Genomic DNA, 23363 nt, shown 5'->3' on the forward strand with positions numbered 1-23363 from the left:
CATCATGACCGCCAACCTGAAAGTGCTCATCGCAAAGCTCAACTCAACCTGCAAGAAAGCCACAGAGCGGGCAGTCAACGACTGCGTCTCGCGAGGGCAGTATGAAGTGGACTTGGAACATCTTTTCCTGGCGCTGCTCGGCGATGCACAAAGTGATGTCGCGCTTCTGGCCAGGCATTACGGCATCGGTGCGCAGGCGATGGAAAATGACCTTGTCGAGGAGCTTGCAAGCTTGAGGGCAGGGAACAGCCGCACGCCGGTATTCTCCGGAAACCTGCTCAAGCTGTTCGAGCGTTCTTGGCTGCTGGCATCGCTCGACGGCGAGGCAATGTGCATTCGCAGTGCGCACCTGCTGCTGGCCCTGCTTTCCGAGCGCGACCTTTCGCAATTGGCATATCGGGCGTCGCGGCAGTTCATGCGCTTCAGCACCGAGGACATCAAGCACAGATTGTCTGAACTGACCGCCGGCTTTCCTGAAGCGCCAATCGCCGCATGCGACGCGAAAGAATTGGCTGATTCCGGGATGACAGAAGACCGAGCGACCCGAGCCGGAACGACGCCAGCGCTCGACCAGTTCACCGTCAACCTTACCCGGCGCGCGAAGGCCGGAAAGATCGATCCGGTGATCGGGCGCGACGCCGAAATCAGGCAGGCCATCGATATCCTGATGCGGCGTCGCCAGAACAATCCCATCCTCACCGGCGAGGCCGGCGTCGGTAAGACAGCGGTGGCCGAAGGCCTGGCGCAGCGCATCGCCGACGGCGAAGTGCCTCCGGCGCTGGCCGGAGTCGCGTTGCACGTGCTCGATCTCGGCTTGCTGCAGGCCGGGGCGAGCGTTAAGGGCGAGTTCGAAAACCGCCTGCGCAACGTCATCGCCGAGGTTGCGTGCAGCCCGCATCCGATCATTCTCTTCATCGACGAGGCGCACACCATGATCGGCGCCGGCGGTCAGGCCGGGCAGAACGATGCCGCCAACCTGCTCAAGCCGGCGCTGGCACGTGGCGAGCTGCGCACCATTGCGGCGACGACCTGGAGCGAATACAAGAAGTATTTCGAGAAGGATGCGGCGCTGGCGCGGCGCTTCCAGGTGGTCAAGGTAGAGGAGCCGAGCGAGGCCGTGGCCTGCTCAATGTTGCGCGGCCTGGCCGCCAGGATGGAAAGCCACTTCGGCGTACGGGTAATGGAGGAGGCGATCACGGAAGCAGTGCGCCTGTCGGCCCGTTACATCAGCGGACGCCAGTTGCCGGACAAGGCAATCAGCGTGCTCGACACCGCATGCGCGCGGGTGGCGACGGGGCAGGCGGCCGTTCCGGCGACAATCGAGGATGCGCGACGCTTGGATGAACTTTTATCCGTCGAAATTTCCGCGCTGGAGCGCGAGTTGGCGGCCGGCGCGCCGCACCAGGAGCGCCTGCGCGAGATGCAGGACAGGCGCGACCGGAATCGCAGTGTGATGCAGTCACACGAAGAGCGATGGGAAAGGGAAAAGCAGCTGGCTGCGCAGATCCGGACACTGCGCGCCAGTCTGGAAGGCGCCCACGAAGAGAGACAGGAGGGGGCGGCAAAGTGCGCTGCCGAGCCACAGGGAAGAAAGCGGTTGCCGACGGCAAGCCTGCTGAAAATGAAGGAATTAGCGGAGCTGCATGAGGAATTACGCACCCTGCAAGGGGAAGCGCCGCTGGTGCCGGTGTGCGTCGACGCGCAGGCGGTGGGGGAAATCGTTGCGGCGTGGACGGGTATTCCGCTCGGGAGAATGGTCAAGGATGAGATCAAGACCGTGCTGAACCTCAAGCCTTTGCTGGAACAGCGCGTGGTGGGGCAGCCGCATGCGCTGGAACAGGTCGCGCAGCGCGTGCGCACGGCGCGAGCCAATATCGCGGACCCGCATCGGCCGAAAGGCGTGTTCCTGTTCGTCGGACCGTCCGGCGTCGGCAAGACGGAAACTGCGCTGGCACTTGCCGAAATCCTGTACGGCGGCGAACGCAACCTGATCACCATCAATATGTCCGAATACCAGGAGGCGCATTCCGTCGCCGGGCTGAAGGGATCGCCGCCGGGGTATGTCGGTTACGGCGAAGGCGGTGTGCTGACGGAAGCCGTGCGCAGGAAACCGTACAGCGTGGTGTTGCTGGATGAGGTAGAAAAGGCGCATCCGGATGTGCTGGAGCTTTTTTTCCAGGTGTTCGACAAGGGGGTAATGGACGACGCCGAGGGGCGGGAAATCGATTTTCGCAACACCGTCATCATCCTGACGTCGAATGTGGCGTCGCAAGTAATCATGCAGGCATGCCTGAACAGGAAGTGCGACGAATTGCCCGACATGGAAACCCTGGGCGAGATGATCAGGCCGCCGTTATACAAGGCGTTCAAACCGGCCTTCCTCGGCCGGGTGAAGGTCATCCCGTATTTTCCGCTGCCGGACGAAATCCTGGCCGACATCATCCGCCTCAAGCTCGACCGCATCAAGCACCGCATCGAAGCGAATCACAAGGCGGCCTTCTCCTACAGCGACGATGTGGTGGAAGCGGTGCTGGCGCGCTGCACCGAAGTCGATGCAGGCGCGCGCAATGTTGATCACATCCTGAACGGGACCATGCTGCCGCAAATCGCGGAAACCGTGCTGGCACGCATGGCGGAAGGAAAGACGATCAGGAATGTGAGGGTTGCGGTCGGCAAGGGCAGCGAGTTCAGCTACAGAATCAACTGATTGAGGTGTCATGGATTCTCGATTTATCGATATGCTGGCGCCGGTATCGGCCCAGTCGCCGTGCGGCGAAGATCTGTCGTTTTCCCCGGAGTTCGATCGTATCCAGGAAGCGCGGCGCGAGGATGACCCGACCGTCGATTATGGCGAGTGGCAGGCCGCGCTCAAGCAGGCGGACTGGAACGCCGTGGTCGATATCTGCGCCGACCTGCTGGCGCGGCGCAGCAAGGATTTGCGGCTGGCGGCATGGATGGCCGAAGGCTTGGCGAAGAACGGCGGGTTGCGCGGGTTGGCGGAAGGAATGGAAACAAATGCCCGCCTGCTGGAGCGTTTTGGGCAGGATATGCATCCCCGGTCGGACGACGGCGACCAGGAAAGACGGATCGGCGCCATGACATGGTTTGTGTCACGGATGGCGCAGCTGGTGCGACAGATTCCGCTTACGGGGGCGCAAGGATACAGCCTGAACGATTACGAGGCGGCCCGGCAGCGACAGCAGCAGCTGCTGCGCAATCCGGGCGCGGATCCCGAGCTGGAGGGCAAGGTGACACCCGAGCAGTTCGCTGCGGCCGCCGCTAAAACCGACAAGGTGCTGGTTGCGCAATGGCTGGATGATGCGCAGCGCTGCATTCGCGCGGTGGCCGAGCTCGAACGGGCGTGCGATGCGCTGTTCGGCGCCGACGGTCCATCCTTTTCGCTGCTAGCCAACGCTGTCGGCGCGGTCGGCGAGCGGCTGCAAGCGATGGCGAGGGAGATTGGCTTGCCACACGCCGAGGAGCGAGCGGCAGGCTCAGACGAGTCCGCATGCGCTTCCTTACCCATGCCTGCAAGCCCGATGGTGGCAGGCGCGACAATCGCGAGCCGGCAGCAGGCGCTGGAATTGCTGCGCCAGGTCGCGGCGTATTTCCGGCATGCCGAGCCGCATAGTCCGGTAGCCTATCTTGCCGACAAGGCGGCGCACTGGGGATCGTTGCCCCTGCACGCGTGGCTGCGATCCGTGGTCAAGGACCGCGGATCGCTTGACCATATCGAAGAGCTGTTGGGGCTGGAAGCGGACGAGGACGCATCGCGCCGTTGAGCCTACTTTCGGGAAAGAATCTCCGATTGGGATTTTGTGCAGCAGCAAGGTAAATCCTTGCGGCCCATCGCTGCATGTATTTTTTCCGCTCCGGCCAGAGTCAAAATTGCAGACTGGACGCCAGCTCTACGCGCCAGCAGTACCGGATTGCATGCCTTTTAATGACAATCTCTGCGAGAAGCAGGCTGAAGAGCCGTTAGCATGGTTTCTGCTTGATCCCGACTTTCATTTTGCAGCGACGCTAGCGATAGCGTGTATATGAATTTCGGGAAAGGATGCCGATGATTGAAGATCTCCGGGCAGAAATGATCATTCAGTTTCACGACCGAAAAATCTCCGGTACCAAATGGCTGGCCGGTGGCGAAGCGGAATGCGACTCTGGCGTATGGCATTGGATCGAGGAGAACCATCGCTACAACGATTTGCTGTGGAACGAAGAGGACAAGGCGCGGCGCACCGACGTCGATGCCGCGGAGATCGCCCGCTGCAAGCGCCTCATCGACCGTTACAACCAGAAGCGCAACGACGCGGTCGAGTCGATCGACGAGGCGCTGCTGGCGCAACTGAATGCGCATGAACATGGCGTCGATGCGCGGCTGAACAGCGAAACCGCCGGCGCCATGATCGACCGCCTGTCGATCCTGAGTCTGAAGATCTACCACATGCGCCAGCAGACCTTGCGCCTCGACGTGGAGCGCGCGCATGTCCAGTCCTGCCAAGCCAAGCTCGCACGGCTGATGGAGCAGCGCGAGGATCTCGGCGCATGCTTCGACCGCCTGCTGGCCGAGGCGAGCGAGGGGCGCGCGTATTTCAAGGTTTACCGCCAGTTCAAGATGTATAACGATCCTTCGCTCAATCCCTACCTGTATGCGCGGAGGGCATGATGGGAACGTCCGCCTGCGCGGTCGACGTGCTGGTCCCGACCTGCAACCGGCCGTACGCGCTGGCCGTGACCCTGGCAGCCTTGCACTCGCAGGACTTTCAGGACTTCCGCGTGATCGTGTCCGATCAGTCGGAACCCGGGAGTGCGTTCGAGCAGCCCGAGGTGAGGGCGCTGCTGCGGATTCTGGAGGCAGGCGGCAGGGCGGTGGTGCCCCTGCGTCATTTGCCGCGCCGCGGGCTGGCTGAACAGCGCGCCTTCCTGCTGTCGCAGGCCGCAGCGCCGTATTGCCTGTTCCTGGATGACGACGTGATGCTGGAGCCGGACACACTGGATCGCCTGTACCGGACGATCCGCGCGCAACGCTGCGGTTTCGTCGGCAGCGCCCTGCATGGCCTGAGCTTCATCGACGATGTCCGTCCGCACCAGCAGGACATCGAGTTCTGGGAAGGGAGGGTGGAGCCGGAAGCGGTGTCGCCCGACAGCGCGGCATGGGAGCGGCATCACCTGCACAGCGCGGCCAACCTGTTCCATGTCGAGTGCGGGCTCGGACTGCGGAAGGGCGAAACCCGGCTGTACCGGGTGGCATGGATCGGCGGCTGCGTGCTGTTCGACACCGATAAGCTGCGCGCCGTCGGTGGCTTCGACTTCTGGCCGGCGCTGCCGTGCGAGCACTGCGGCGAGGACGTGCTGGCGCAATTGCGCGTGATGGAGCGCTTCGGCGGCTGCGGCATGATTCCCTCCGGCGCCTATCACCTCGAATTGCCCACCACCGTTCCGCGCCGGGAAGTCGACGCGCCCAAGGTGCTGCCGGTTTCCGAACGCGAGCGGGCCGGACGCAATGCCTGAAGCAGGCGAGGTGCTGCCCGGCGTCAGGACAATCGCGGTCCTGCGGCCGAACGCAGTGGGCGACTTCATCTTCGCCTTGCCGGCGCTGCATGCCTTGCGCGCGGCGTATCCGAGCGCGAGGATCGTTTACATCGGTAAGCCGTGGCATGCCGAGTTCCTCAGGGACCGGCCCGGCCCGGTCGACGAGGTTGCGGTGATTCCCCCGTGTCCCGGCGTCGGCGCGCCGCTGCAACAGGCGTGCGACGCGCGGGCGATTGATGACTTCGTGGCCGCGCTGCGCGCCGCCGATATCGACCTGGCGTTGCAGCTCTATGGTGGCGGGCGCTATGCCAATCCCTTCATCCGGCGGCTGGGCGCGCGCCTGACCGTCGGGCTGAAGGCGCAGGATGCCGAACCGCTGGACCGCTGGATCGCCTATGCGGCCTTGCAGAACAAGCGATTGCTGCTGCTGGAAGCCGCCGCGCTGGCGGGGGCGAGGCGCCTGGAGCTCGGGCGCGAGCTGGAAGTGACCGAGCGCGACCGGGCGGAGGCGGCGCGTGTGATGAGGCCCGCAACGGGGCAACCGCTGGTGCTGATCCAGCCGGGATCGAGCGATGCGCGGCGGCGCTGGCCGGCGCACAGCTTTGCGCGCGTGGCCGACGCACTGGCTGCCGAAGGAGCGGCCGTCGCGGTGCATGGCACGGCGGCGGAAGCGGGCGTGGTGCGCGACGTCATAGGGCAGATGCGCCGCCCGGCATTCGACCTGAGCGGAAAAATCTCGCTGGCCGGGTTGTGCGGACTGCTGGAGCGCAGCGCGTTGCTCGTATCCAACGACACCGGCCCGCTGCACCTGGCGCTTGCGATCGGCACGCCGGCGGTCGGTATCTACTGGCTGACCAATCTCCATGAATCCGGCCCGCTGCTGCAGGACCGGCACCGCGCGGCGCTGGCGGTACGCACGCATTGCCCCGTATGCGGCGAAGAAAACCTGAGGCGGCGCTGTCCGCACGACGAAAGCTTCGTGGCGGACGTTCCGGTCGGGGAAGTCACTGAACTGGCGTTGGAGCTGCTGCGGAATCGGTAGCGTCGAGCAGGGCGCGTGCCTGCGCCAGGATGGCTTCGGCGCCTTCCGCGCCGCGCACGCAGCGGTGCAGTTCGCGGTCGATCGGTCCCCAGCGTTCCATGTCCGCGGTACCGAACACGACCACGCTCGGCAGTTTCAGGCCCGAGGCGAGATGCGATACGCCGGTATCGTTGCAGACCAGCAGGCGGGCCTTGCTCATCAGCGCCGCCATGGCGCCAAGCGACATCGGCCGGGCGGCGTCGACTGCGGGAGTGCGCATGCAGCCGGCGATCGCGGCCGTCAGGTCGGCTTCGCTGCCGGCGCCGGTCAGCACGACCGGCATGCCGTATTCGCTTGCGATCGTGTCCGCCACCTGCGCAAATAATTGCGGCGGCCAGCAGCGGCGGCGCATGCGAGCGCCGGGATGGATGCAGATGTAGCGGCCGGGCTGCAAGCCTGCACCGATGCCAGCGGCGCGCAATTCCTGTTCATCTTCCGGAATAAGCGGGAACTCCAGGTCGGTGTCGTCCGCAGGCGCGCCCAGGTGTCGGGGCAGGTGCAGCAGGCGCAGCGGCTCGGCGCCTTGTTCCGGGTAGTCGACGAAGAGCGCAGCGCGCTGCGCGCTGTCATCGGCGAGCACGAATCCGGCATTTTCACGCGCGCCGAATCCGCGCACGATCGCGTTGCTGATCTGGCCGCTGCCATGTAATTGCAGCGCGAGGTCGAAACCGCGCTCGCGCATGTCGCGATAAAAACCCGGAATGCGTTCTTCCTGCGCCGGCTGTTCAGGCAGGGCAGGATGGCCGGGAAAGGCGACGAAGTCGTCAATGTAGGAGTGAAAGCGCCGCGCGAACTGGGCCGCCCACGGCAGGCCGATCAGGGTAATGTGCGCCTGCGGGAAGGCGGCGCGCAGCGCGCGCAGCGCAGGCACCGCGCACAGCATGTCGCCGATCTGCAGCGCGCGGAATACCGCGATTTTTTCGATATGCAGCCGCTGCAGTGGGGGCGCCAGCGACGCCGCGCGGCCGGTCGCCGCGCTGTCCTGTCCGGGATAGGTCATCGATGCTTTCTCCTGTGTTGTTCTTGATCGGGGCAGCGCCCGGTGGGCGATGTCGAAGTTTTGACGAGTGCCAACGGCAGTGGTTCAACCGGACAATCTTGCTTACGCACGCAGGACGGAACTATCGAAAACCGCATCTGACAAACCTCATTTGACGATGTGGAAAGGAAAGGGCTCATCATGCAGATCGAACAGGTCAAGGACCGTTTTTCCCAGGTAGAGCAATGCATTCACAATGCCGCGCAGACATGCGAGCAGAGCGGCGATGCCCCTGACCAATTGCGCAACTGTCTTGCCGAACTGGAGCATGAGTCCCATCACACCCGGGAACTGGTGGAACAAACCCAGGACGATGGGGAAATCAAGCAGTGCGTCGACAAGATGGCGAAAATCGGCGATCGCGCGCTGCAGGTATTCGGGGGCGGCAACTATGTCGACGACCAGTTGCAGGTCGCGGTGCGCCAGGCGCGCAAGGCGATTTCGGCGCTGAAACAAACGCTGCACTGAGGCGACAACAGCAGGAGTTCTTATGAATAGCCAGCACAAATCCTCGCAGCAAGGTAGACAGGCGCCCGGGCCGGCGGGCGGCCCGTCAGCTCCGACCCAAGGCATGCCCGGCCCCGGCGACGCGGGCTTCGCGGGCGGCAATCAGCAGGCAGGTAGTTCGCACCAGCCGCAGCGCATCAGCCAGCAGCAGGCGCAGAAAATCCCATCCGACCCGGATCCAGACGATCCGGTATCGCCGTAGCGGCGCGACCGTGCCCATCGCTGCTCATGCAGCGATGGCGTATCGTTCCGCAGAACAGGAAGTTTCGGTCGGCTGCGGCGTTTCCGGCAATCCCGGGTCCGGCGTGATGTCCGGCTCCGATGGCCAGGAAGGCACGCCCGGTTCTTCCGGCACCTGCGGGATTTCCGGCTCTGGCCGCTGGGCCGGCTCGATGTCAGGGGATGGATGCGGCGTGACCGGAATTTCCGGTGGCGGACGCGGTGGCGTGTGGCTGGTCGGATGGATATTCATGGCAGTAGTCGTGGCAGCAATCCGCATGCGGGGCGGTTCGGAAATTTACTTGGGTGAAGTCCTGTCATTCTTCAGGTCCGCCAGGTTGGATAAAAGTTCCAGCGGCAGCGGAAAAACGATGGTGGACGACTTGTCGCCGGCGATCGTGGACAGCGTCTGCATGTAGCGCAACTGCATCGCGCCGGGCTGCTGCGCCAACACATGGGCCGCCTGCTGCAGCTTTTCCGAAGCCTGCAGTTCCCCCTCGGCGTGGATCACCTTGGCGCGCCGCTCGCGTTCAGCCTCAGCCTGCCGCGCGATGGCGCGCACCATCGATTCGTTCAGGTCGACGTGCTTGATTTCGACATTGGCGACCTTGATGCCCCAGGCGTCAGTGGCCGAGTCGAGCACCTGCTGGATGTCGAGGTTCAGGCGCTCGCGTTCGGCCAGCATGTCGTCCAGCTCGTGCTTGCCGAGCACGGCGCGCAAGGTCGTCTGCGCCAGCTGGCTGGTGGCCTCGAAGAAGTTCTCAACCTGGATGATCGCCTTTTCCGGATCGACCACGCGGAAGTAGACGACGGCATTGACCTTCACCGATACGTTGTCGCGCGAGATCACGTCCTGGGTTGGCACGTCCAGCACCACGGTGCGCAGGTCCACCCGCACCATCTGCTGGATGGCCGGGATGACGATCACCAGCCCAGGTCCCTTGACGCTCCAGAAGCGCCCTAGCTGGAACAGCACGCCGCGCTCGTACTCGCGCAGGATGCGGATCGATGCGACCAGAAACACGATGACCAGCACCAGGATCGTGCTGAAGCCGAATCCGAATATCATTGCCGTCCTCCTTGAAATTCGCCGCGCGACGCGACACGCAGCACCAGACCGTCACGCGCCGCCACGCGTACCGTTTGCCCGCGCCGCAAGGTTTCCGGGCAGGTGACGCGCCAGAGTTCGCCGCCGACGCGTGCCCACCCACCGCCGGGCGCGACGGCGACGACTTCGCCTTCGGCGCCGATCAATGTCGCCGCGCCGCTTACCACCGCGCGCCGGCGGGTTTTCAGGGCCACGCCTGCCAGCGCGGCGATCAGCGCGGCGCTCATTACCGCAACGGCCGCGATCAGGGCGAGCGGGATGCCGAATCCCGGCACGTCGGTGTCGATCAGGATCAGGGCGCCGACGATGAAGGCCGCAACGCCGCCGATACCGAGCGAGCCGAAGGTGGGCAGGAAGGCTTCCGCGACCATGAAGCCGATGCCGAGCAGGATCAGCGCCAGGCCCGCATAATTCACCGGTAACAGCTGCAGCCCGTACAACGCCACCAACAGGCAGATTGCGCCAAGCACCCCGGGCACGCCGATGCCCGGGTTCATGAACTCGAAAATCAATCCATAGATGCCGATCGTCATCAGGACCAGCGCAAGGCTGGGATCGGTGATCGCCGCCAGCAGCCTGACGCGCCAGTCGGGGAGATAGTCGATGAGCGGTGCCTGCGCCGTGTCGAGCGTGACGGTTCGGTCCGGCAGGGCGAACTTGCGTCCATGCGCCTGGCGCATCAGATCGCGCGGGTCGGTTGCCACATAATCGACCACATGCAGGCGCAGTGCATCCTGCGCCGACAGGCTGACCGCTTCGCGCACCGCCTGCTCCGCCCATTCCATGTTGCGCCCGCGCAGTTGTGCCAGGCCGCGGATATAGGCTGCGGCATCGTTGACTTGCTTGCGCGTCATGGCCTGAGCCGGCGGCTTGTCCGCTTTCTTGTCAGGCCCGGATGGCGCAGGTCCGCCTTGCGGCTCTTCCGGCTCCGGGCCGCCGCCGAGCCGGACTGGCGTGGCGGCGCCGAGGTTGGTGCCGGGCGCCATGGCGGCGATATGGCTGGCGTACAGGATATAGGTTCCGGCGCTGGCGGCGCGCGCGCCGCTCGGGGCGACATAGGTGGCTACCGGCACGGGCGAGCCCAGGATCGCCTTGATGATGGTCCGCATCGAGGTATCGAGCCCGCCGGGCGTGTCGATCCTGAGGATCACGAGCTGGGCGCCGTCGCGCGCGGCATGGGCCAGCCCGCGGCTGATGTAGTCGGCGGCAGCCGGCCCGATCGCGCCTTCCGACGTCAGCGCCGCCACCGGCGCCACGACAGGCGCAGCGGGGGCCGACGCCGCCGGCCAACACGCAGACAGCAGCGTCGCGAACACGCCATGAAGGAGGAAGAAGCGGATCATCTGTATGCGCCTTTCCGATGCGTGAACACATTGTCATCGTCCGGAAGCGTGCACTGTTGCGACATATCAGATATGGAACCCGGCGGCACGGAAAATGCTGCTTGAACGTCTGTTGCAACGGATTGAACAGGAGGAATGCCATGCCAGCGGGAGCCAGCCCGAAGCGGGAGGGAGAATTCAAGGAACTGGAACAGCGTTTCAAAAAGGAAGGACGCTATCGGGGGCGGGAGGAAGAAGTCGCCGCCCGCATTGTCAACAAGCAGCGCTCGCAGTATGGAGAAACGCGGGCCGAACGGGAGAAGGACAGGCAGGGAAGATCGCCCGACCGCGGCTTGCCGCTGGAGGATTACCAGACACTGACGATCGGCCAGGTCGAAGCCCGGCTGGACGGCTTGTCGAACGCCGAAATCAGGAAGATCCGCGCCTACGAGGTGAAGCACAAGAACCGGAAGACGCTGCTGCAAAAGCTGGATCGGCGCCTGGTGCACTAGTGCATTAGCCGGACCGGACTCCCCCGGCGGAACGGGGAAATCCGGTGCGATGGCCTTAATGCAGCTTGTGGCCGCTGCTGGAATGTTGCGTCGACTGCTCCGAGATGCCATGCAGCGCCTGTGCTGCCGACTGCGCCTGGTCGCTCGAGGCGATGTCGCCGAGCGACACGATACCGGTCAGGCGCTTGTTCTTGTCGAGGACGGGCAGGCGCCGGATCTGCAGGTCGCTCATGTTGCGCGCGACGTCATCCACATCGTCTTCCTCAAGACAATATTTCACATCCGAGCTCATGACATCCCGGATCCGGGTATCGCCGGTTTTGCCTTGGGCCAGCGCGCGCACGACGATGTCTCGATCGGTAATCATGCCCACCAGCCGGTCGTTCTCGCCCACCGGCAGCACGCCGCAATCGCAATCGGCCATCATTTTTGCCGCCTCGACAATACTCTCGTCGGGGTTGGCAATGCGCACGTCGCGTGTCATCGCTTCAGCTACTCGCATGATGATTCTCCTTTCGTTTGGATAGAGGTTGTTCGGACTGGCGAACCCGCAGGAGCAGCAATCGGCGTGCCAAACTCCTTGGCAGCCGGGAGAGGGACCACGCCCGCGCCGGGCAACGCGGTAAGAGTTACCGCCGATTGTAAAGAGCACTCCCGCGCGCGGTCATCGCGCCCGGCATGGCGGCATGGATTGACTCATCTCAAAGCCTGTGCGGTGATCGCGCCTAATCTGAATCGCCTGTCATGCGAAACGATTCGGGCGCATCATGTACAAGCACATTCTTTTGCCGACCGACGGTTCCGAGCTGTCGGAACAGGCTGTCGCCAGCGGCGTGCTCCTTGCAAAGAATATCGGCGCGACCGTGATCGGCGTCTATGTCGTCACCGTGCCGCGCCAGAACCAGCTGGAAGCATGGCTGCACCACGATCCGCATTACGCCGAACGCAGGGCGGCGCTGTTCGAAAAATTTGCGGATGAATACCTGTCTTTCGTGTCCAACAGTGCGCTGGCCGAAGAAGTGCCGTGCACCTGCAAGCTGGTGCGGGCGCCGGAACCCTACCTGGGCATCGTCGACACCGCCGAACGCAGCGGCTGCGACCTCATCATCATGGCTTCGCACGGCTGGAAGGGCGATGCGGCGCAATTGCTGGGAAGCGAAACGATCAGGGTGCTGGTGCACAGCAAGGTGCCGGTCCTGGTGCACAAGCCGGCTGCGGACGGCAGAACGTAAGATGGTTCCGAGGAGAGTTGCCATGCCAATCATGGAATGCTGCAACATCGGCGTCGTCTGCTGTGACGCCGATGCCTCCATCCCTCAGGTGGCGGAACTGATGCGCAAGCATCATGTCGGCGACGTCGTCGTCGTAGAGTTTCAGGATGACAAGCGGATTCCGGTCGGGATCGTCACCGACCGCGACATCGTGATCGAAACGGTTGCGCTGCAGGTTGATACGGAAGTATTTACTGCGGGCGACCTGATGAGTTCTCCGGTGGTGTCGGTGCAGAAGGACGACGGTTTCGTCGAAACCCTGCGCCTGATGCGCAACAACAAGATCCGCCGCCTGCCGGTGGTAACCGCCGATGGCGCGTTGTATGGCATCGTCACCGCCGATGACATCGTCCGGCTGCTGGCGGTCGAACTGTCGATGATGACGGCTGCCATCACGGAGCAACCGATACGCGAGGGCCGGCTCAGAAGGTGAGGCGCTTGGCCGGCGAGCGCATGGAAAGCCGGCGATCAGGCGGGCGGCAATGAAACAGGAGGCAAGCGCCAGGCAGGTACGTCCCGTCCGGGTGATGTTTGGCGGCGATGTCATGCTGGGGCGAAATGTGAAGGAAAGCATCCTGCGCTACGGCCCTGGCTATCCGCTGGGACCGATCGCGCCGCTTATGCGTGCGTCGGACCTTGCCATCGTCAATCTCGAATGCGCGCTCACGGCATCGCTGGAGCGATGGCCGGGCTTGCCCAAGGCCTATTATTTCGGCGCGCCGCCGCTGGCCGCCGTGGTGTTGTCCGATGCCGGCATCGGGCTGGTCAGCCTGGCCAACAATCATGTGCTCGATTACGGCGAACAGGGGCTGCGCGACACGCTGCGGCTCCTGGGCGAGCTTGGCATTGCGCTGGCCGGGGCTGGCCCGGACTTGGCACAGGCGCGTTCGGCCGCGATTGTCGACTGCGGCGGAACTCGGTTCGGCATGGCTGCCTTTTGCGACCACCAGCCGGATTTTGCAGCGTATGACGGCCGGCCCGGCATCGCCTATCTCGATCTCGATGACGAAGCTGCAGCGCTGCGCGTGCTGCGGGAGTCACTCGCGCCGCTGCTGCGCGCCGCGGTCGACTGGCCCATCCTGTCCCTGCACTGGGGACCGAACATGGTAAGGCGGCCGACGGCGCGATTTCGCCGTATCGCTCACGCTGCCATCGATATGGGTTGGAAAATTCTGTTCGGCCACAGCGCCCATGTATTTCACGGAGTCGAACTCTATCGCGGCTGCCCGATCCTGTATGCGGCCGGCGACCTGGTTGACGATTACCATGTCGATCCCGCGTTCAGGAACGACCATCAATTGCTGTTCGAACTGGAACTGGAGAAGAGAGCATTGCACCGCATTGCCCTGTATCCCGTGCTGATCGCACGTTGCCAGGCGCGTCTTGCCACCGGGGATAGCGAACGATACATTGCCGATCAGGTCACTGCACTGTGCGCGGAATTCGGGACGCCGGTGCGGCAGAGCGACGGCAGGATACTGATCGAGGGAGTAAATGAGGGCGCCTCCCATTCCCGATCGTGATGCGCGCAGCCGGGCGGGGGCGTCACAGCCCGGTCGACGGAAATACGGGTTTCCTTGATCAGCTCGGCGCCGAGCCGGATTTCTTCGCTGCTGTTTCGTTGGGGGGCGTCTTTTCTATCATCAGGAAGAAATGCGCCTTGATGCCGAACACGCGCTTGTGGCCCACATCGTGGTTCGGTTTTCCTGGCAACAAGCTGGCAAGCTTGTAAAGTGCGGGGCCATCGAGCAGGTGTAGCTCCGGTTCGGAGGCTCGGTCGCTCTTTCCGAGCAGCTTGAGCGAGCGGCGCCACCATCGCTCGGGCAGCCAGTGCAGCAGCGGCAGGCCCGAATTGAACTCCAGCGGATGCCTGCGGTTGGCGGCGGTGACGAACACCCCGCGCCGCGCCACGCGCGCCAGTTCCTTCAGCAGCGCATACTGGCGCTCGAAACCGCCTACCCGTTCGATCACTTCATTGCAGAATACCCAGTCGAACTCTCCGTCCGCAAAAGGCAGCGGCAGGCCGTCCGCGTCGCGCCGGTGCCCCTTGGCGCGGGGGCGGGCTGGATAGTTCGGCGGCGCGATTTCGCAGGACGTTATGCGCAGCATATCCTGCGATGCGCCCCACTGTTCGAGGACGTTCGTGCTGTCGGACAATGGCGTCGGCATCAGCCTGACGTTCAAAACGGTGTCGTCATCGCCCTGACGGAACGTCGTGAATGCGTCGACCAGACGGCGGCGCTGGGACGACAGCAACCGCTCGATCAATCCGCCGCCGGAAACGGCGCCGTAATCCGCATTGACGGTGTTTTTCAATTGATTCTCCTGAAGCGGGAAGGGAACAGGCAGCGAAGTGCAGAGGGCAGCCGCATATTATTCGGCCCAAGCGACGCAGGCGGGTTTGTGAAAGCACAAGGAAGCTGGCTGCCGTTGCCGGAGACTGTCGCACTCCCGATTCTGGGAAATCTATATGGCAACTTCAGGAAAGCGGCCGCGTGTTTGGACCCTTGTACAGGGTGTCTTCCCTTGCTGGTGCCTCGCTTGGAGTAAATTAATTCCGTTCTACAATAAATGGTACGGATGTTGCATTCCAGAATGATTGGAATGCCGCCGAGAGCTGGCGGCATTCCGGGCAAGAGCGAGAAGCCTTGCAACCGAATCAGGAATTCATTCAAGGGAATCAGATGCTGTACCAAATCCATGAACTTCAACATGTCGCGCTAAGCCCACTGACGCAATGGGCGGAGGCGGCGGCCCATCTGTTCAGCAGTTCCGTTTCCCCTCTTGCCTATACGCCGTTTTCACAGAACGTCGCGGCGGGATGCGAGCTGCTTTACCGCATCGGCAAGGACTATAACAAGCCAAGCTTCGGCATTGATTCCGTGATCGTTGGCGAACGCGAGGTCAACATCAGGGAATCCGTTGTCAGCAGCAAGCCGTTCTGCCGTCTCCTGCATTTCGAAAAGCAGACTGACGTCGGCCGCCAGCCGACGGTGTTGCTGGTCGCGCCGCTGTCCGGGCATCACGCGACACTGCTGCGCGACACGGTGCGTGCGCTGCTGTGCGAACACGACGTATACGTCACGGATTGGCTTGACGCGCGCATGGTGCCGCTGTCGGACGGCCTGTTTCATCTGCACGACTATGTGCACTACGTGCAGGATTTCATCCGGCTTCTGGGACCGCAGGTGCACGTCATGGCGATCTGCCAACCGACCGTCCCGGTCTTGGGTGCGGTGTCGCTATTGGCGAGCGCGGCGGATGTGCTGCCGCGTTCGATGATCCTGATGGGCGGGCCGATCGACGGGCGCATTTCGCCCACCGAAGTGAACCGGGTGGCGACCGAAAAGCCGTATAGCTGGTTTGAAAGCACCGTGATCGACGTGGTGCCGTGCAATTATCCGGGCGCCGGGCGCAGGGTGTATCCGGGCTTCCTGCAGCATGCCGGCTTCATCGCAATGCACCCGGAAAAGCACATGCAGAGCTATCTCGACTTCTACGAGGACCGTTCCCACGGGCATCCGGCCGACGCGCACCTGAAGTTCTACGACGAGTACAACGCCGTGCTCGACATGACTGCCGAGTTTTACCTGGAAACCATCAAGACCGTGTTCCAGGAGTTCGCGCTGCCCAATGGTATCTGGGACGTCGCGGGAAAACGGGTGCGGCCGCAGGATATCCGCGACGTTGCGCTGATGACGGTGGAAGGCGGGCAGGACGATATCTGCGGCATCGGGCAGACCCGGGCGGCCCACGATTTATGCACCTCGATCCCCGACGGGAAAAGGCATCACTACGATGCGCCGGAATGCGGCCATTACGGTATTTTCTCCGGACACCGCTGGCGTGAGCAAATCTGCCCGGAGGTGACGGCATTCATCCGGGCGCACGATCGGTAAGCGATACGGTATAGGAGAAAGGTATTCCCTCTGCCGCGAGAGAGGGGAAGACTAGGTTGCGAAGCACGCTTCGCGCTGCCGCCGGAATGGCTTGCAAGCCATTCCGTGGTTGACAGACGCGAAACCTCAGCTGATCAGGCGCGCCGCATCCTGCGCTGCGACGCGTCCTTCGTCGGTCGGTACCACCCATATTTCCGCGCTGCTGGCGCAGGTGTGGATGGTGGCGATCGAATCGCCGGTCGCCGCGCGATTGGCCTGCTCGTCGATGCGCACGCCGAGATAGGAGAGCGCCTCGCAGACGCGCTGGCGAACTTCGACGTCATGCTCGCCGATTCCGCCGGTGAAGGCGATTACGTCCAGACCGCCGAGGGCGGCGGTGAGCGAGCCGCATTCACGTATCAGGCGATGGATGAAGAGATCGATCGCCAGCGCGGCTTGCGGCTCGTCGCTCGCATGCAGCGTGCGCATGTCGGCCGAGACTCCCGACACGCCGCGCAGGCCGGATTCCTTGTACAGCGTGCGTTCCAGCTGCTGCACGTTCCAGCCTTTGCGCAGCAGGTGCAGGACCACGCCCGGATCGAGCGCGCCGCTGCGCGTGCCCATCATCAGGCCGTCCAGCGCGGAAAAGCCCATGGTGGTCGCCACGCTCTTGCCGCCCGCGATGGCGCAGGCGCTGGCACCGTTGCCGAGGTGGGCGACAATGGTCTTTCCGGCGGCGCGCGGCGAGCGCTCCAGCAGGCAGTTCGTGACATAGCGATAGGACAGTCCGTGGAAGCCGTAACGCCGGATGCCTTCCTCGCGCAGCTTCATGGGCAGCGCGAACATCTGTTCGTTGACCGGAAGCGTGGCATGGAACGCGGTGTCGAAACACCCGACCTGCGGCAGGTCGGGGAAGATGCGGCGAAATGCCTGCACGCCGGCCAGGTTGTGCGGCTGATGCAGCGGCGCCAGCCGCGACAGCGTGGCGAGGTAGGCGAGCGTGTCGCCGTCAAGCAGCACCGACTCGGACAAGCGGTCGCCGCCATGCACGATGCGGTGCGCGATGGCGCTGATGTTCACGCCGCCGGTATGGCGCTCCAGCACCTTTTCCAGCGCTACCAGCGCCTGTTCGAACATCGCCTCGCCGGCGACGGCGATCGGCTCGCTGAAGCTGCCGTCCGGGCCGGTCATTTTGATGGTCGGTGCGCCGCCGGGCTCCAGTCCTTCGATATTGCCGGACAGGCGTGCAGCCTCGATCTCGACGCCGTAGTGCGGATAGAGCGCGAACTTGAGCGAGGAGGACCCCGCATTCACCGCCAGGATGGCGTTCGGAGCGGCGCTCATGGCTGCACCTTGCGGTTTTGATGTGCCAGCAGCAGTGCCAGCGCGGCCGACGCCACGCGCGCGTTGGCGCCGTCGGCGCGGCTGGTCAGGGCGATCGGCACGCGCGCGCCGAGCACGATGCCGCAGCCGGCTCCGCCGGCCAGGTATTCGAGCTGCTTGGCGAGCATGTTGCCCGACTCCAGGTCCGGCACCGCGAGGATGTCGGCGTTGCCGGCCACCGTCGATTCGATGCCCTTGATGCGTACCGCTTCCATCGAGATCGCGTTGTCGAAGGCGAGCGGGCCGTCCAGCACGCCGCCGCGGATCTGGCCGCGATCGGCCATCTTGCACAGCGCGGCCGCATCGAGCGTGGACTGCATCTTCACGTTCACGGTCTCAACCGCCGACAGGATCGCCACGTTCGGCTTTTCGGTACCGAGCGCATGCGCGAGATTGATTGCGTTCTGGATGATGTCGGCTTTTTCTTCCAGCGTGGGGCGGATGTTCAGCGCGGCGTCGGTAATCAGCAGCGGCTTGTCGTAGGTCGGTACGTCGAAGCGGAACACGTGCGACAGGCGGCGCTTGGTGCGCAGGGGGCGGCAGGTCACGACGGCGTGCATCAGTTCGTCGGTGTGCAGGCTGCCTTTCATGAGCGCTTCGACATCGCCGGCGGCGGCCAGCTCGACGGCGCGTTCGGCGGCGGCGGCGCTGTGCGGCACTGCGACGATTTCGATGCCCGTCAGGTCGAGGCCGGCTTGCTCGGCGGTGGCCCGCAGCTTGGCTTCCGGGCCGACTAGCACCGGCACGATCAGGCCGCGTTGTCCGGCATTCAATGCGCCGCGCAGCGACTCCGGATCGCAGGCGTGGACCACCGCGCAGCGCACCGGCTCCAGGTGGGCCACGGTAGCCAGCAGTGCGTCCAGCCGCTCCTGCGGATCGAACATGCGCAGCTGCGGCAGGTGCATCGCCTGGCGGCGCACTTTCTGGGTAGGTGCGAGCACGACGGCGGTGCCGGACAGCACTTCGTCGCCGGCCTGGTTGATCACCTTGCAGTCGAGCGTGACGCGCTTGGTGCTGTCATCCTTGGCGATGACGGTGGCGATCACGGTCAGCGTGTCGCCGGTACGGATCGGGCGCGCGAAGTGCAGGCTCTGGTCGGCGTAAACCGTGCCTGGCCCCGGAAAGACGGTGCCGAGCAGGCCCGAGATGAGGATGCCGCCCCACATGCCGTGGCCGACGACGCCATGGAACAGCGAGTGGAGCGCGTATTCGACGTCGACGTGGGTGGGATTGAGATCGCCGGACAAGGCGGCGAATGCCTGGATATCGGCCAGCGTCAGGGTGCGCACCTGGCGCGCAGACTGGCCAATGCTCAGCTCGTCGTATGTGATGTTTTCAATAGTGGTTGCAGCGATATCGTTCATGACAATCCAAAGGATGTGAATGGGTCTTGCTCGCCGTTCTTGCAGCGTGCCCACGTGGTTAGCGGCACGAGGCCGGCGGACAATGCCACTAAGCAAGTAGCATGCCGCACTGCATCATTACATAAGTGTAATTCAAGCCATACAAGGCCGCCGCAACGCATTGTCGCAACAGAAGGGTCGGCGCTTGGGGGCGGCAGGGGATTTGCAGCGAAATCCGGATTACTGGATCGTCGATTCGACTTTTTCGCGCATGGCGCACACGATTTCGGTCGTGTGGGAACCCAAAATCCGGTCAAGCAGCGGGTACAGCATGTCTTCTTCCTTTACGCTGTGTTGCTGCATCAATAGCGCAAAGGTTTCGGTATGCAGCATGAAATCGACCGGATCGGAACGACATAGGGCGTCGCAGATGCGATTAACGATCGCACGGATGCGTTGGTGCTCGACACGCAGCATTCCAAGAGGCATTCCTGAACCGCGAATCGTTTTTTCAAAAGTGGGAAACAGGATGCCTTCTTCCATCCAGATATGGCGGTCGAGGGCGCCGGAGAACAATCGGAAGTTTTCTTCCGCGCGCCGCCATTCCTTCAATGCCACGTTGGTTTCCACATGCGCAAACAGTTCGTCGCAACGCTGATGGTCGTGTACAAGATAGTCGCAGATGGTACCCATGGCCGCTCCCGTCAAGTCTGGGCGTCCCCGCCGCGCCGGGTGGGTGACGACCTCTACTTATATCGCTGCGCCGGCGCGACATCTTTGATGCAGGATATGAAAAGGGCATCTGGCCGTATTGCGGCAAGGCGCGACGAGGTCGTCATTCCAGCGGTGATTGACTTGAATCAATGTGGGGCGGAGGGGCGTCGCTGTAGTCTGACGCCGATTTGATTGGCCGATTTTTCCGATGCTTCCGTTCCGCCGCTTTTTCCTGCTCCTGTGCGTCTGCCTCCTGGCGGCCTTGCCGTTCGGGGCGTACTCCCAGTTCCGGCCGGCGGAAGTGGTGCCGGCGCGGCAGGTGCCGCAATCCCTGCCATCGCCCACGGCTCCGGAGCCGGGAACGGATGCGGACCGTTTTTATGATGCCAACAATCCCGACCGCCACAAGCTGCAGCAGGCGGAAGAGGCGCGTTCCGGCCTTCCTCTGGATAAACGGGGCGCGATCGACTGGATGAAAGCCCTGCGCAGCGGTGCCATTAATCCGCGCGCTGACTTGAGCGGAACAAAGGCGCCGGAGGTGCTGGACCTGGACATCATCCTGAAGAATACGAAGGAGATGCCCTACGTAAAATTTCCGCACAACTCGCATACCCAATGGCTCGCCTGCAGTAACTGCCACGACAAGATTTTCGTGCCGAAGGCAGGGGCCAACCCGATCAGCATGGACAAGATTTTCCGTGGCGAATACTGCGGGGCCTGTCATGGTCGGGTAGCGTTCATTACCCATTTTTCCTGCGAGCGCTGCCATAGCGTTCCACATGGCAACGTCAAAGCTTGGTGGTAAAGCCGCCCGTCGGCCCTTTTCAGACCATAGAGCGGGTGATTCCAAGGCGACTAGGGAAGGGTTGATCTAGATCATTAATTTTTGAAATTCGGGGCGATACTCTACGCCCATATTGATTTTGGATAAGTCCTCGCTGGCCTAGAAAACTGACCGGGCGGCGCGAGCTGGCCCGGTTTTCGCTTACCGCGAGGAACTGTTATACCGGTGCTGTCATTTTGTCAGGACACGGTTTGGATACAAAAGAGAGAGCCTCGTCGCGAGAAGACATCATGCACACGCCGAACATCAAACGCATTCTTTCGAACACCTCCTTATTCAGGATGCTCGACGACGAGCAGCTCAGCGAGATCAGCGTGGGGACGCATCCGATCCGGGCGGCGTCCAACACCTCGATCATCAATCAGGGCGATGCGCCGAAAGGCGTGTACGTGCTGGTGTATGGGCAAGTGAAGATCGGCTTCGACCGCAAGGACGGCAGCGAAAAAACGCTTGCCATCCTGGGGCAGAACAAGTGCTTCGGCCTATGCGAAATGCTGCTCGACCGCACTCATCTGGCATTCGTCAAGACCACCGCCGATTCGATGTTGCTGCATACCTCGCGCGAAAAGGTACTTGATGTCGCCAAGGATAATTTCGCATTTGCGCAGGAGTTGATGGTGTGCGTGGGGCGCCAGCTCTATACCCTCACGCGCGACATCGAAAGCTATTCGCTGCAAAGCGCCAAGCAACGCCTGGCTGGCTACCTGCTGCGCCAGAGCCAGTACCAGAGCGCGGAAAACATCGAACTTATCGCCAGCAAGACGCTGGTCGCCTCGCGCCTGAGCCTGACGCCGGAAACCCTGTCGCGCCTGCTGCATGACTTTTCCTCCGAAGGGGTGATCTCGGTTTCGGGACGGAAAATAAAAATTCTCGATTTCGAGAAGCTGGGGGCGCTACTTTCCAATTGAAAATCCTTCCCGTTGGCGGGATTCCCCGCCACCCGGTTGGAAACAGGTAAAATCCGGCTCCATTTCTGGTGCTAAGCAATTACGGGCCGCATGCGGCCCGTAATTTTTCCGCAATCTCACTGTCTGTAAGAGTGTGGCACGCTAGTTGCTTGCTTTGAGGAAAGCATGTGTGCGTCTTCTCTTCCGCCTCATGTGAGATGGCGGTGATCCATCTCTTGCGGGCCGCTCCAGCCCAGGCGTAACTTGCGCATCGGCGCGAGGCTGGGATGGGCGGCCCCTTTTTTATACCATTTCTATACCATTTCGAATTCAAGCATCGTATGGCGTCAACCGACTGCGTTTTGCCCGGCGACACATTGCTCATCCGCTCCTGCTGTTTTTTTCGGAAGGCGGGCGCATGACTTTGCAGGCACACCAACTTACCTGTATTCGCGGCGATCTGGAGTTGTTTGACGGCATCAGCTTCGAACTGAGCCCGGGCGACGCCATGCGCATCGCCGGCACCAACGGCAGCGGAAAGACCAGCCTGCTGCGCATGCTGGCCGGTCTGTCGGCACCGGCGCATGGCGAAGTGCGCTGGAACGGGCGTGACATCCGCAAGCTGCGCGAAGAGTTTTGCAGCAAGCTGATTTATCTCGGCCATGCCAACGGCGTGAAGGACGATCTGCTGGCCTGGGAAAACCTGGTGGTGGCCTCGACATTGTCAGGTAAAACGGTCAGCCGCGACGACGCGCTCGATGCCCTGGAGCATCTTGGCCTGGGGCGGGCGGCGGAGTTGCCTACGCGCGCCTTGTCGCAGGGGCAGCGCAAGCGAGTGGCGCTGGCGCGCCTGTCGCTCGGCATCGCCGCGCCCTTGTGGATACTCGACGAGCCGTTCACGGCACTGGACGTCAGCGCGGTGGAAACCTTGTGCGGTACGCTCAATGCCCATCTGGAGCGCGGCGGGATGGTCATCTATACCACGCACCAGGAAATCGCGCTGTCGGCGCGGCGCGCGCTCACGCTCGACATGAATCGGGGGGCGTCATGCTGAAGGCGCTGTTTTGCGTGGTCCGGCGTGACCTGTTGCTGGCGTTCCGGCGTCGTTCGGATGTGCTGACTACCTTGTTCTTCTTTGTCATCGTCGCCACGCTCTTCCCGCTCGGCGTGGGGGCGGAGCCGTCGCTGCTGCGCTCTATGGCGCCCGGCATCCTGTGGGTCGGTGCACTGCTGGCATCGATGCTGGCGCTGGGGCGCTTGTTCGCTCTCGACTACGCCGACGGCACGCTGGAGCAGATGTTGTTGTCGGCCGAGCCGTTGACCGTCATCGTCATCGGCAAGGTGATCGCTCATTGGTTGGTGTCGGGAGTGCCGCTGGTGCTGCTGGCGCCGCTGCTTGCGGTGCAATTCGACTTGCCGGCCGAATCGATCGGCGTGCTGTTCCTGAGCCTGTTGATCGGCACGCCGGTGCTAAGCCTGATCGGGGCAATCGGCGCGGCGCTGACCCTGGGCGTGCGTGGCGGCGGCGTGCTGGTGTCGCTGCTGGTGTTGCCGTTGTATATCCCGGTACTGATCTTCGGTGCCGGCGCGGTCGGCGCCGAGGCCTCCGGTGTAGGCGCCTCCGCGCACTTGCTGCTGCTCGGCGGTGCGCTGGCCGGCGCGGCGGCGCTGGCGCCATGGGCTACGGCCGCCGCGCTGCGCATCTCGCTCGAATGAGTGGGCA

General features: G+C 63.2%; 25 protein-coding genes. 16 read left to right on the forward strand and 9 right to left on the reverse strand.

The genetic code is table 11. From position 1 onward, the window contains the following. Positions 1-4: 4 nt before the first annotated feature. The 5 genes from tssH to FAY22_RS06695 all read left to right on the forward strand — a co-directional run bounded on the left by tssH (position 5) and on the right by FAY22_RS06695 (position 6574). The gene (tssH, locus tag FAY22_RS06675) at positions 5-2707 is read left to right on the forward strand and encodes a type VI secretion system ATPase TssH (protein WP_146333297.1); all 2703 of its coding nucleotides are present in this window, start codon (positions 5-7) and stop codon (positions 2705-2707) included. Between the two features lie 10 nt (positions 2708-2717). After that, entirely contained in the window at positions 2718-3782 is a 1065-nt protein-coding gene (tssA, locus tag FAY22_RS06680) for a type VI secretion system protein TssA (protein ID WP_146329493.1), read from the forward strand. Between the two features lie 281 nt (positions 3783-4063). Next, a complete protein-coding gene (locus FAY22_RS22300; RefSeq protein WP_146329494.1) occupies positions 4064-4666 on the forward strand; it encodes a DUF4254 domain-containing protein in 603 nt (200 codons plus the stop codon). Further along, positions 4663-5511 (forward strand): glycosyltransferase family 2 protein, encoded by an 849-nt coding sequence (locus FAY22_RS22305; protein ID WP_246860680.1) that lies wholly within the window; start codon positions 4663-4665, stop codon positions 5509-5511. The genes FAY22_RS22300 and FAY22_RS22305 overlap by 4 nt, the downstream gene beginning before the upstream one ends. After that, complete coding sequence (locus FAY22_RS06695; protein WP_146329495.1) at positions 5504-6574, forward strand: glycosyltransferase family 9 protein; 1071 nt, start codon at positions 5504-5506, stop codon at positions 6572-6574. The genes FAY22_RS22305 and FAY22_RS06695 overlap by 8 nt, the downstream gene beginning before the upstream one ends. On the opposite strand, the gene FAY22_RS06700 is transcribed toward FAY22_RS06695, so the two are convergent. Continuing rightward, positions 6537-7613, reverse strand: a complete 1077-nt coding sequence (locus FAY22_RS06700; RefSeq protein WP_146329496.1) for a glycosyltransferase family 9 protein — start codon at positions 7611-7613, stop codon at positions 6537-6539. The genes FAY22_RS06695 and FAY22_RS06700 overlap by 38 nt on opposite strands. Before the next feature lie 180 nt (positions 7614-7793). Here FAY22_RS06700 and FAY22_RS06705 point away from each other — a divergent pair, with 180 nt between their 5' ends. Both FAY22_RS06705 and FAY22_RS06710 read left to right on the forward strand, forming a co-directional pair. Beyond that, the gene (locus FAY22_RS06705) at positions 7794-8120 is read left to right on the forward strand and encodes a hypothetical protein (RefSeq protein WP_146329497.1); all 327 of its coding nucleotides are present in this window, start codon (positions 7794-7796) and stop codon (positions 8118-8120) included. 22 nt (positions 8121-8142) lie between these two features. Then, a complete protein-coding gene (locus FAY22_RS06710; protein WP_146329498.1) occupies positions 8143-8361 on the forward strand; it encodes a hypothetical protein in 219 nt (72 codons plus the stop codon). A 24-nt stretch (positions 8362-8385) separates the two neighbouring features. On the opposite strand, the gene FAY22_RS06715 is transcribed toward FAY22_RS06710, so the two are convergent. The 3 genes from FAY22_RS06715 to FAY22_RS06725 are packed head-to-tail and all read right to left on the reverse strand — an operon-like array spanning position 8386 to position 10829. After that, the gene (locus tag FAY22_RS06715) at positions 8386-8631 is read right to left on the reverse strand and encodes a hypothetical protein (protein ID WP_146329499.1); all 246 of its coding nucleotides are present in this window, start codon (positions 8629-8631) and stop codon (positions 8386-8388) included. Between the two features lie 45 nt (positions 8632-8676). Further along, the gene (locus FAY22_RS06720; protein WP_146329500.1) at positions 8677-9447 is read right to left on the reverse strand and encodes a slipin family protein; all 771 of its coding nucleotides are present in this window, start codon (positions 9445-9447) and stop codon (positions 8677-8679) included. After that, entirely contained in the window at positions 9444-10829 is a 1386-nt protein-coding gene (locus FAY22_RS06725; protein ID WP_146329501.1) for a nodulation protein NfeD, read from the reverse strand. Before FAY22_RS06725 ends, FAY22_RS06720 begins: the two co-directional genes overlap by 4 nt. A gap of 140 nt (positions 10830-10969) precedes the next feature. Here FAY22_RS06725 and FAY22_RS06730 point away from each other — a divergent pair, with 140 nt between their 5' ends. Continuing rightward, a complete protein-coding gene (locus tag FAY22_RS06730; protein WP_146329502.1) occupies positions 10970-11320 on the forward strand; it encodes a hypothetical protein in 351 nt (116 codons plus the stop codon). A gap of 55 nt (positions 11321-11375) precedes the next feature. On the opposite strand, the gene FAY22_RS06735 is transcribed toward FAY22_RS06730, so the two are convergent. Continuing rightward, a complete protein-coding gene (locus FAY22_RS06735; RefSeq protein ID WP_146329503.1) occupies positions 11376-11822 on the reverse strand; it encodes a CBS domain-containing protein in 447 nt (148 codons plus the stop codon). Positions 11823-12087: 265 nt separating this feature from the next. Here FAY22_RS06735 and FAY22_RS06740 point away from each other — a divergent pair, with 265 nt between their 5' ends. The 3 genes from FAY22_RS06740 to FAY22_RS06750 are packed head-to-tail and all read left to right on the forward strand — an operon-like array spanning position 12088 to position 14114. After that, on the forward strand, positions 12088-12552 hold the full coding sequence (locus tag FAY22_RS06740; protein WP_146329504.1) for a universal stress protein: 465 nt from the start codon (positions 12088-12090) through the stop codon (positions 12550-12552). Between the two features lie 22 nt (positions 12553-12574). Next, positions 12575-13024 carry a CBS domain-containing protein gene (locus FAY22_RS06745; protein ID WP_146329505.1) on the forward strand — a complete coding sequence of 150 codons (450 nt, stop codon included), beginning with the start codon at positions 12575-12577 and terminating at the stop codon, positions 13022-13024. 49 nt (positions 13025-13073) lie between these two features. Continuing rightward, positions 13074-14114, forward strand: coding sequence for a CapA family protein (locus FAY22_RS06750; protein ID WP_146329506.1), 1041 nt, complete (start codon positions 13074-13076; stop codon positions 14112-14114). A 58-nt stretch (positions 14115-14172) separates the two neighbouring features. Here FAY22_RS06750 and FAY22_RS06755 read toward each other — a convergent pair whose 3' ends face one another. After that, positions 14173-14907 (reverse strand): methyltransferase domain-containing protein, encoded by a 735-nt coding sequence (locus FAY22_RS06755; RefSeq protein WP_146329507.1) that lies wholly within the window; start codon positions 14905-14907, stop codon positions 14173-14175. A gap of 368 nt (positions 14908-15275) precedes the next feature. On the opposite strand from FAY22_RS06755, the gene FAY22_RS06760 reads away from it, so the two are divergent. Next, entirely contained in the window at positions 15276-16490 is a 1215-nt protein-coding gene (locus FAY22_RS06760; protein WP_146329508.1) for a polyhydroxyalkanoate depolymerase, read from the forward strand. Between the two features lie 126 nt (positions 16491-16616). Here the strand turns inward: FAY22_RS06760 and FAY22_RS06765 are convergent, their stop codons facing one another. The 3 genes from FAY22_RS06765 to FAY22_RS06775 form a co-directional block, all read right to left on the reverse strand. Continuing rightward, positions 16617-17813, reverse strand: coding sequence for an acetate/propionate family kinase (locus tag FAY22_RS06765; protein ID WP_146329509.1), 1197 nt, complete (start codon positions 17811-17813; stop codon positions 16617-16619). Continuing rightward, a complete protein-coding gene (locus FAY22_RS06770) occupies positions 17810-19216 on the reverse strand; it encodes a bifunctional enoyl-CoA hydratase/phosphate acetyltransferase (protein WP_146329510.1) in 1407 nt (468 codons plus the stop codon). Before FAY22_RS06770 ends, FAY22_RS06765 begins: the two co-directional genes overlap by 4 nt. Before the next feature lie 219 nt (positions 19217-19435). Further along, positions 19436-19888 carry a hemerythrin domain-containing protein gene (locus FAY22_RS06775; RefSeq protein WP_146329511.1) on the reverse strand — a complete coding sequence of 151 codons (453 nt, stop codon included), beginning with the start codon at positions 19886-19888 and terminating at the stop codon, positions 19436-19438. 340 nt (positions 19889-20228) lie between these two features. Between FAY22_RS06775 and FAY22_RS06780 the strand changes: the two genes are divergently transcribed. From FAY22_RS06780 to ccmB, 4 genes are all read left to right on the forward strand, one after another. Then, the gene (locus FAY22_RS06780; protein ID WP_168204781.1) at positions 20229-20714 is read left to right on the forward strand and encodes a c(7)-type cytochrome triheme domain-containing protein; all 486 of its coding nucleotides are present in this window, start codon (positions 20229-20231) and stop codon (positions 20712-20714) included. A gap of 269 nt (positions 20715-20983) precedes the next feature. Next, entirely contained in the window at positions 20984-21661 is a 678-nt protein-coding gene (locus FAY22_RS06785) for a Crp/Fnr family transcriptional regulator (RefSeq protein WP_146329513.1), read from the forward strand. Positions 21662-22058: 397 nt separating this feature from the next. Continuing rightward, entirely contained in the window at positions 22059-22694 is a 636-nt protein-coding gene (gene ccmA / locus FAY22_RS06790; RefSeq protein WP_146329514.1) for a cytochrome c biogenesis heme-transporting ATPase CcmA, read from the forward strand. Then, entirely contained in the window at positions 22688-23356 is a 669-nt protein-coding gene (gene ccmB, locus FAY22_RS06795; protein WP_146329515.1) for a heme exporter protein CcmB, read from the forward strand. The genes ccmA and ccmB overlap by 7 nt, the downstream gene beginning before the upstream one ends. The last annotated feature ends 7 nt before the right edge of the window (positions 23357-23363 follow it).

The organism is Noviherbaspirillum sp. UKPF54 (assembly GCF_007874125.1).
In the GTDB taxonomy this organism is placed as follows: domain Bacteria; phylum Pseudomonadota; class Gammaproteobacteria; order Burkholderiales; family Burkholderiaceae_D; genus Noviherbaspirillum.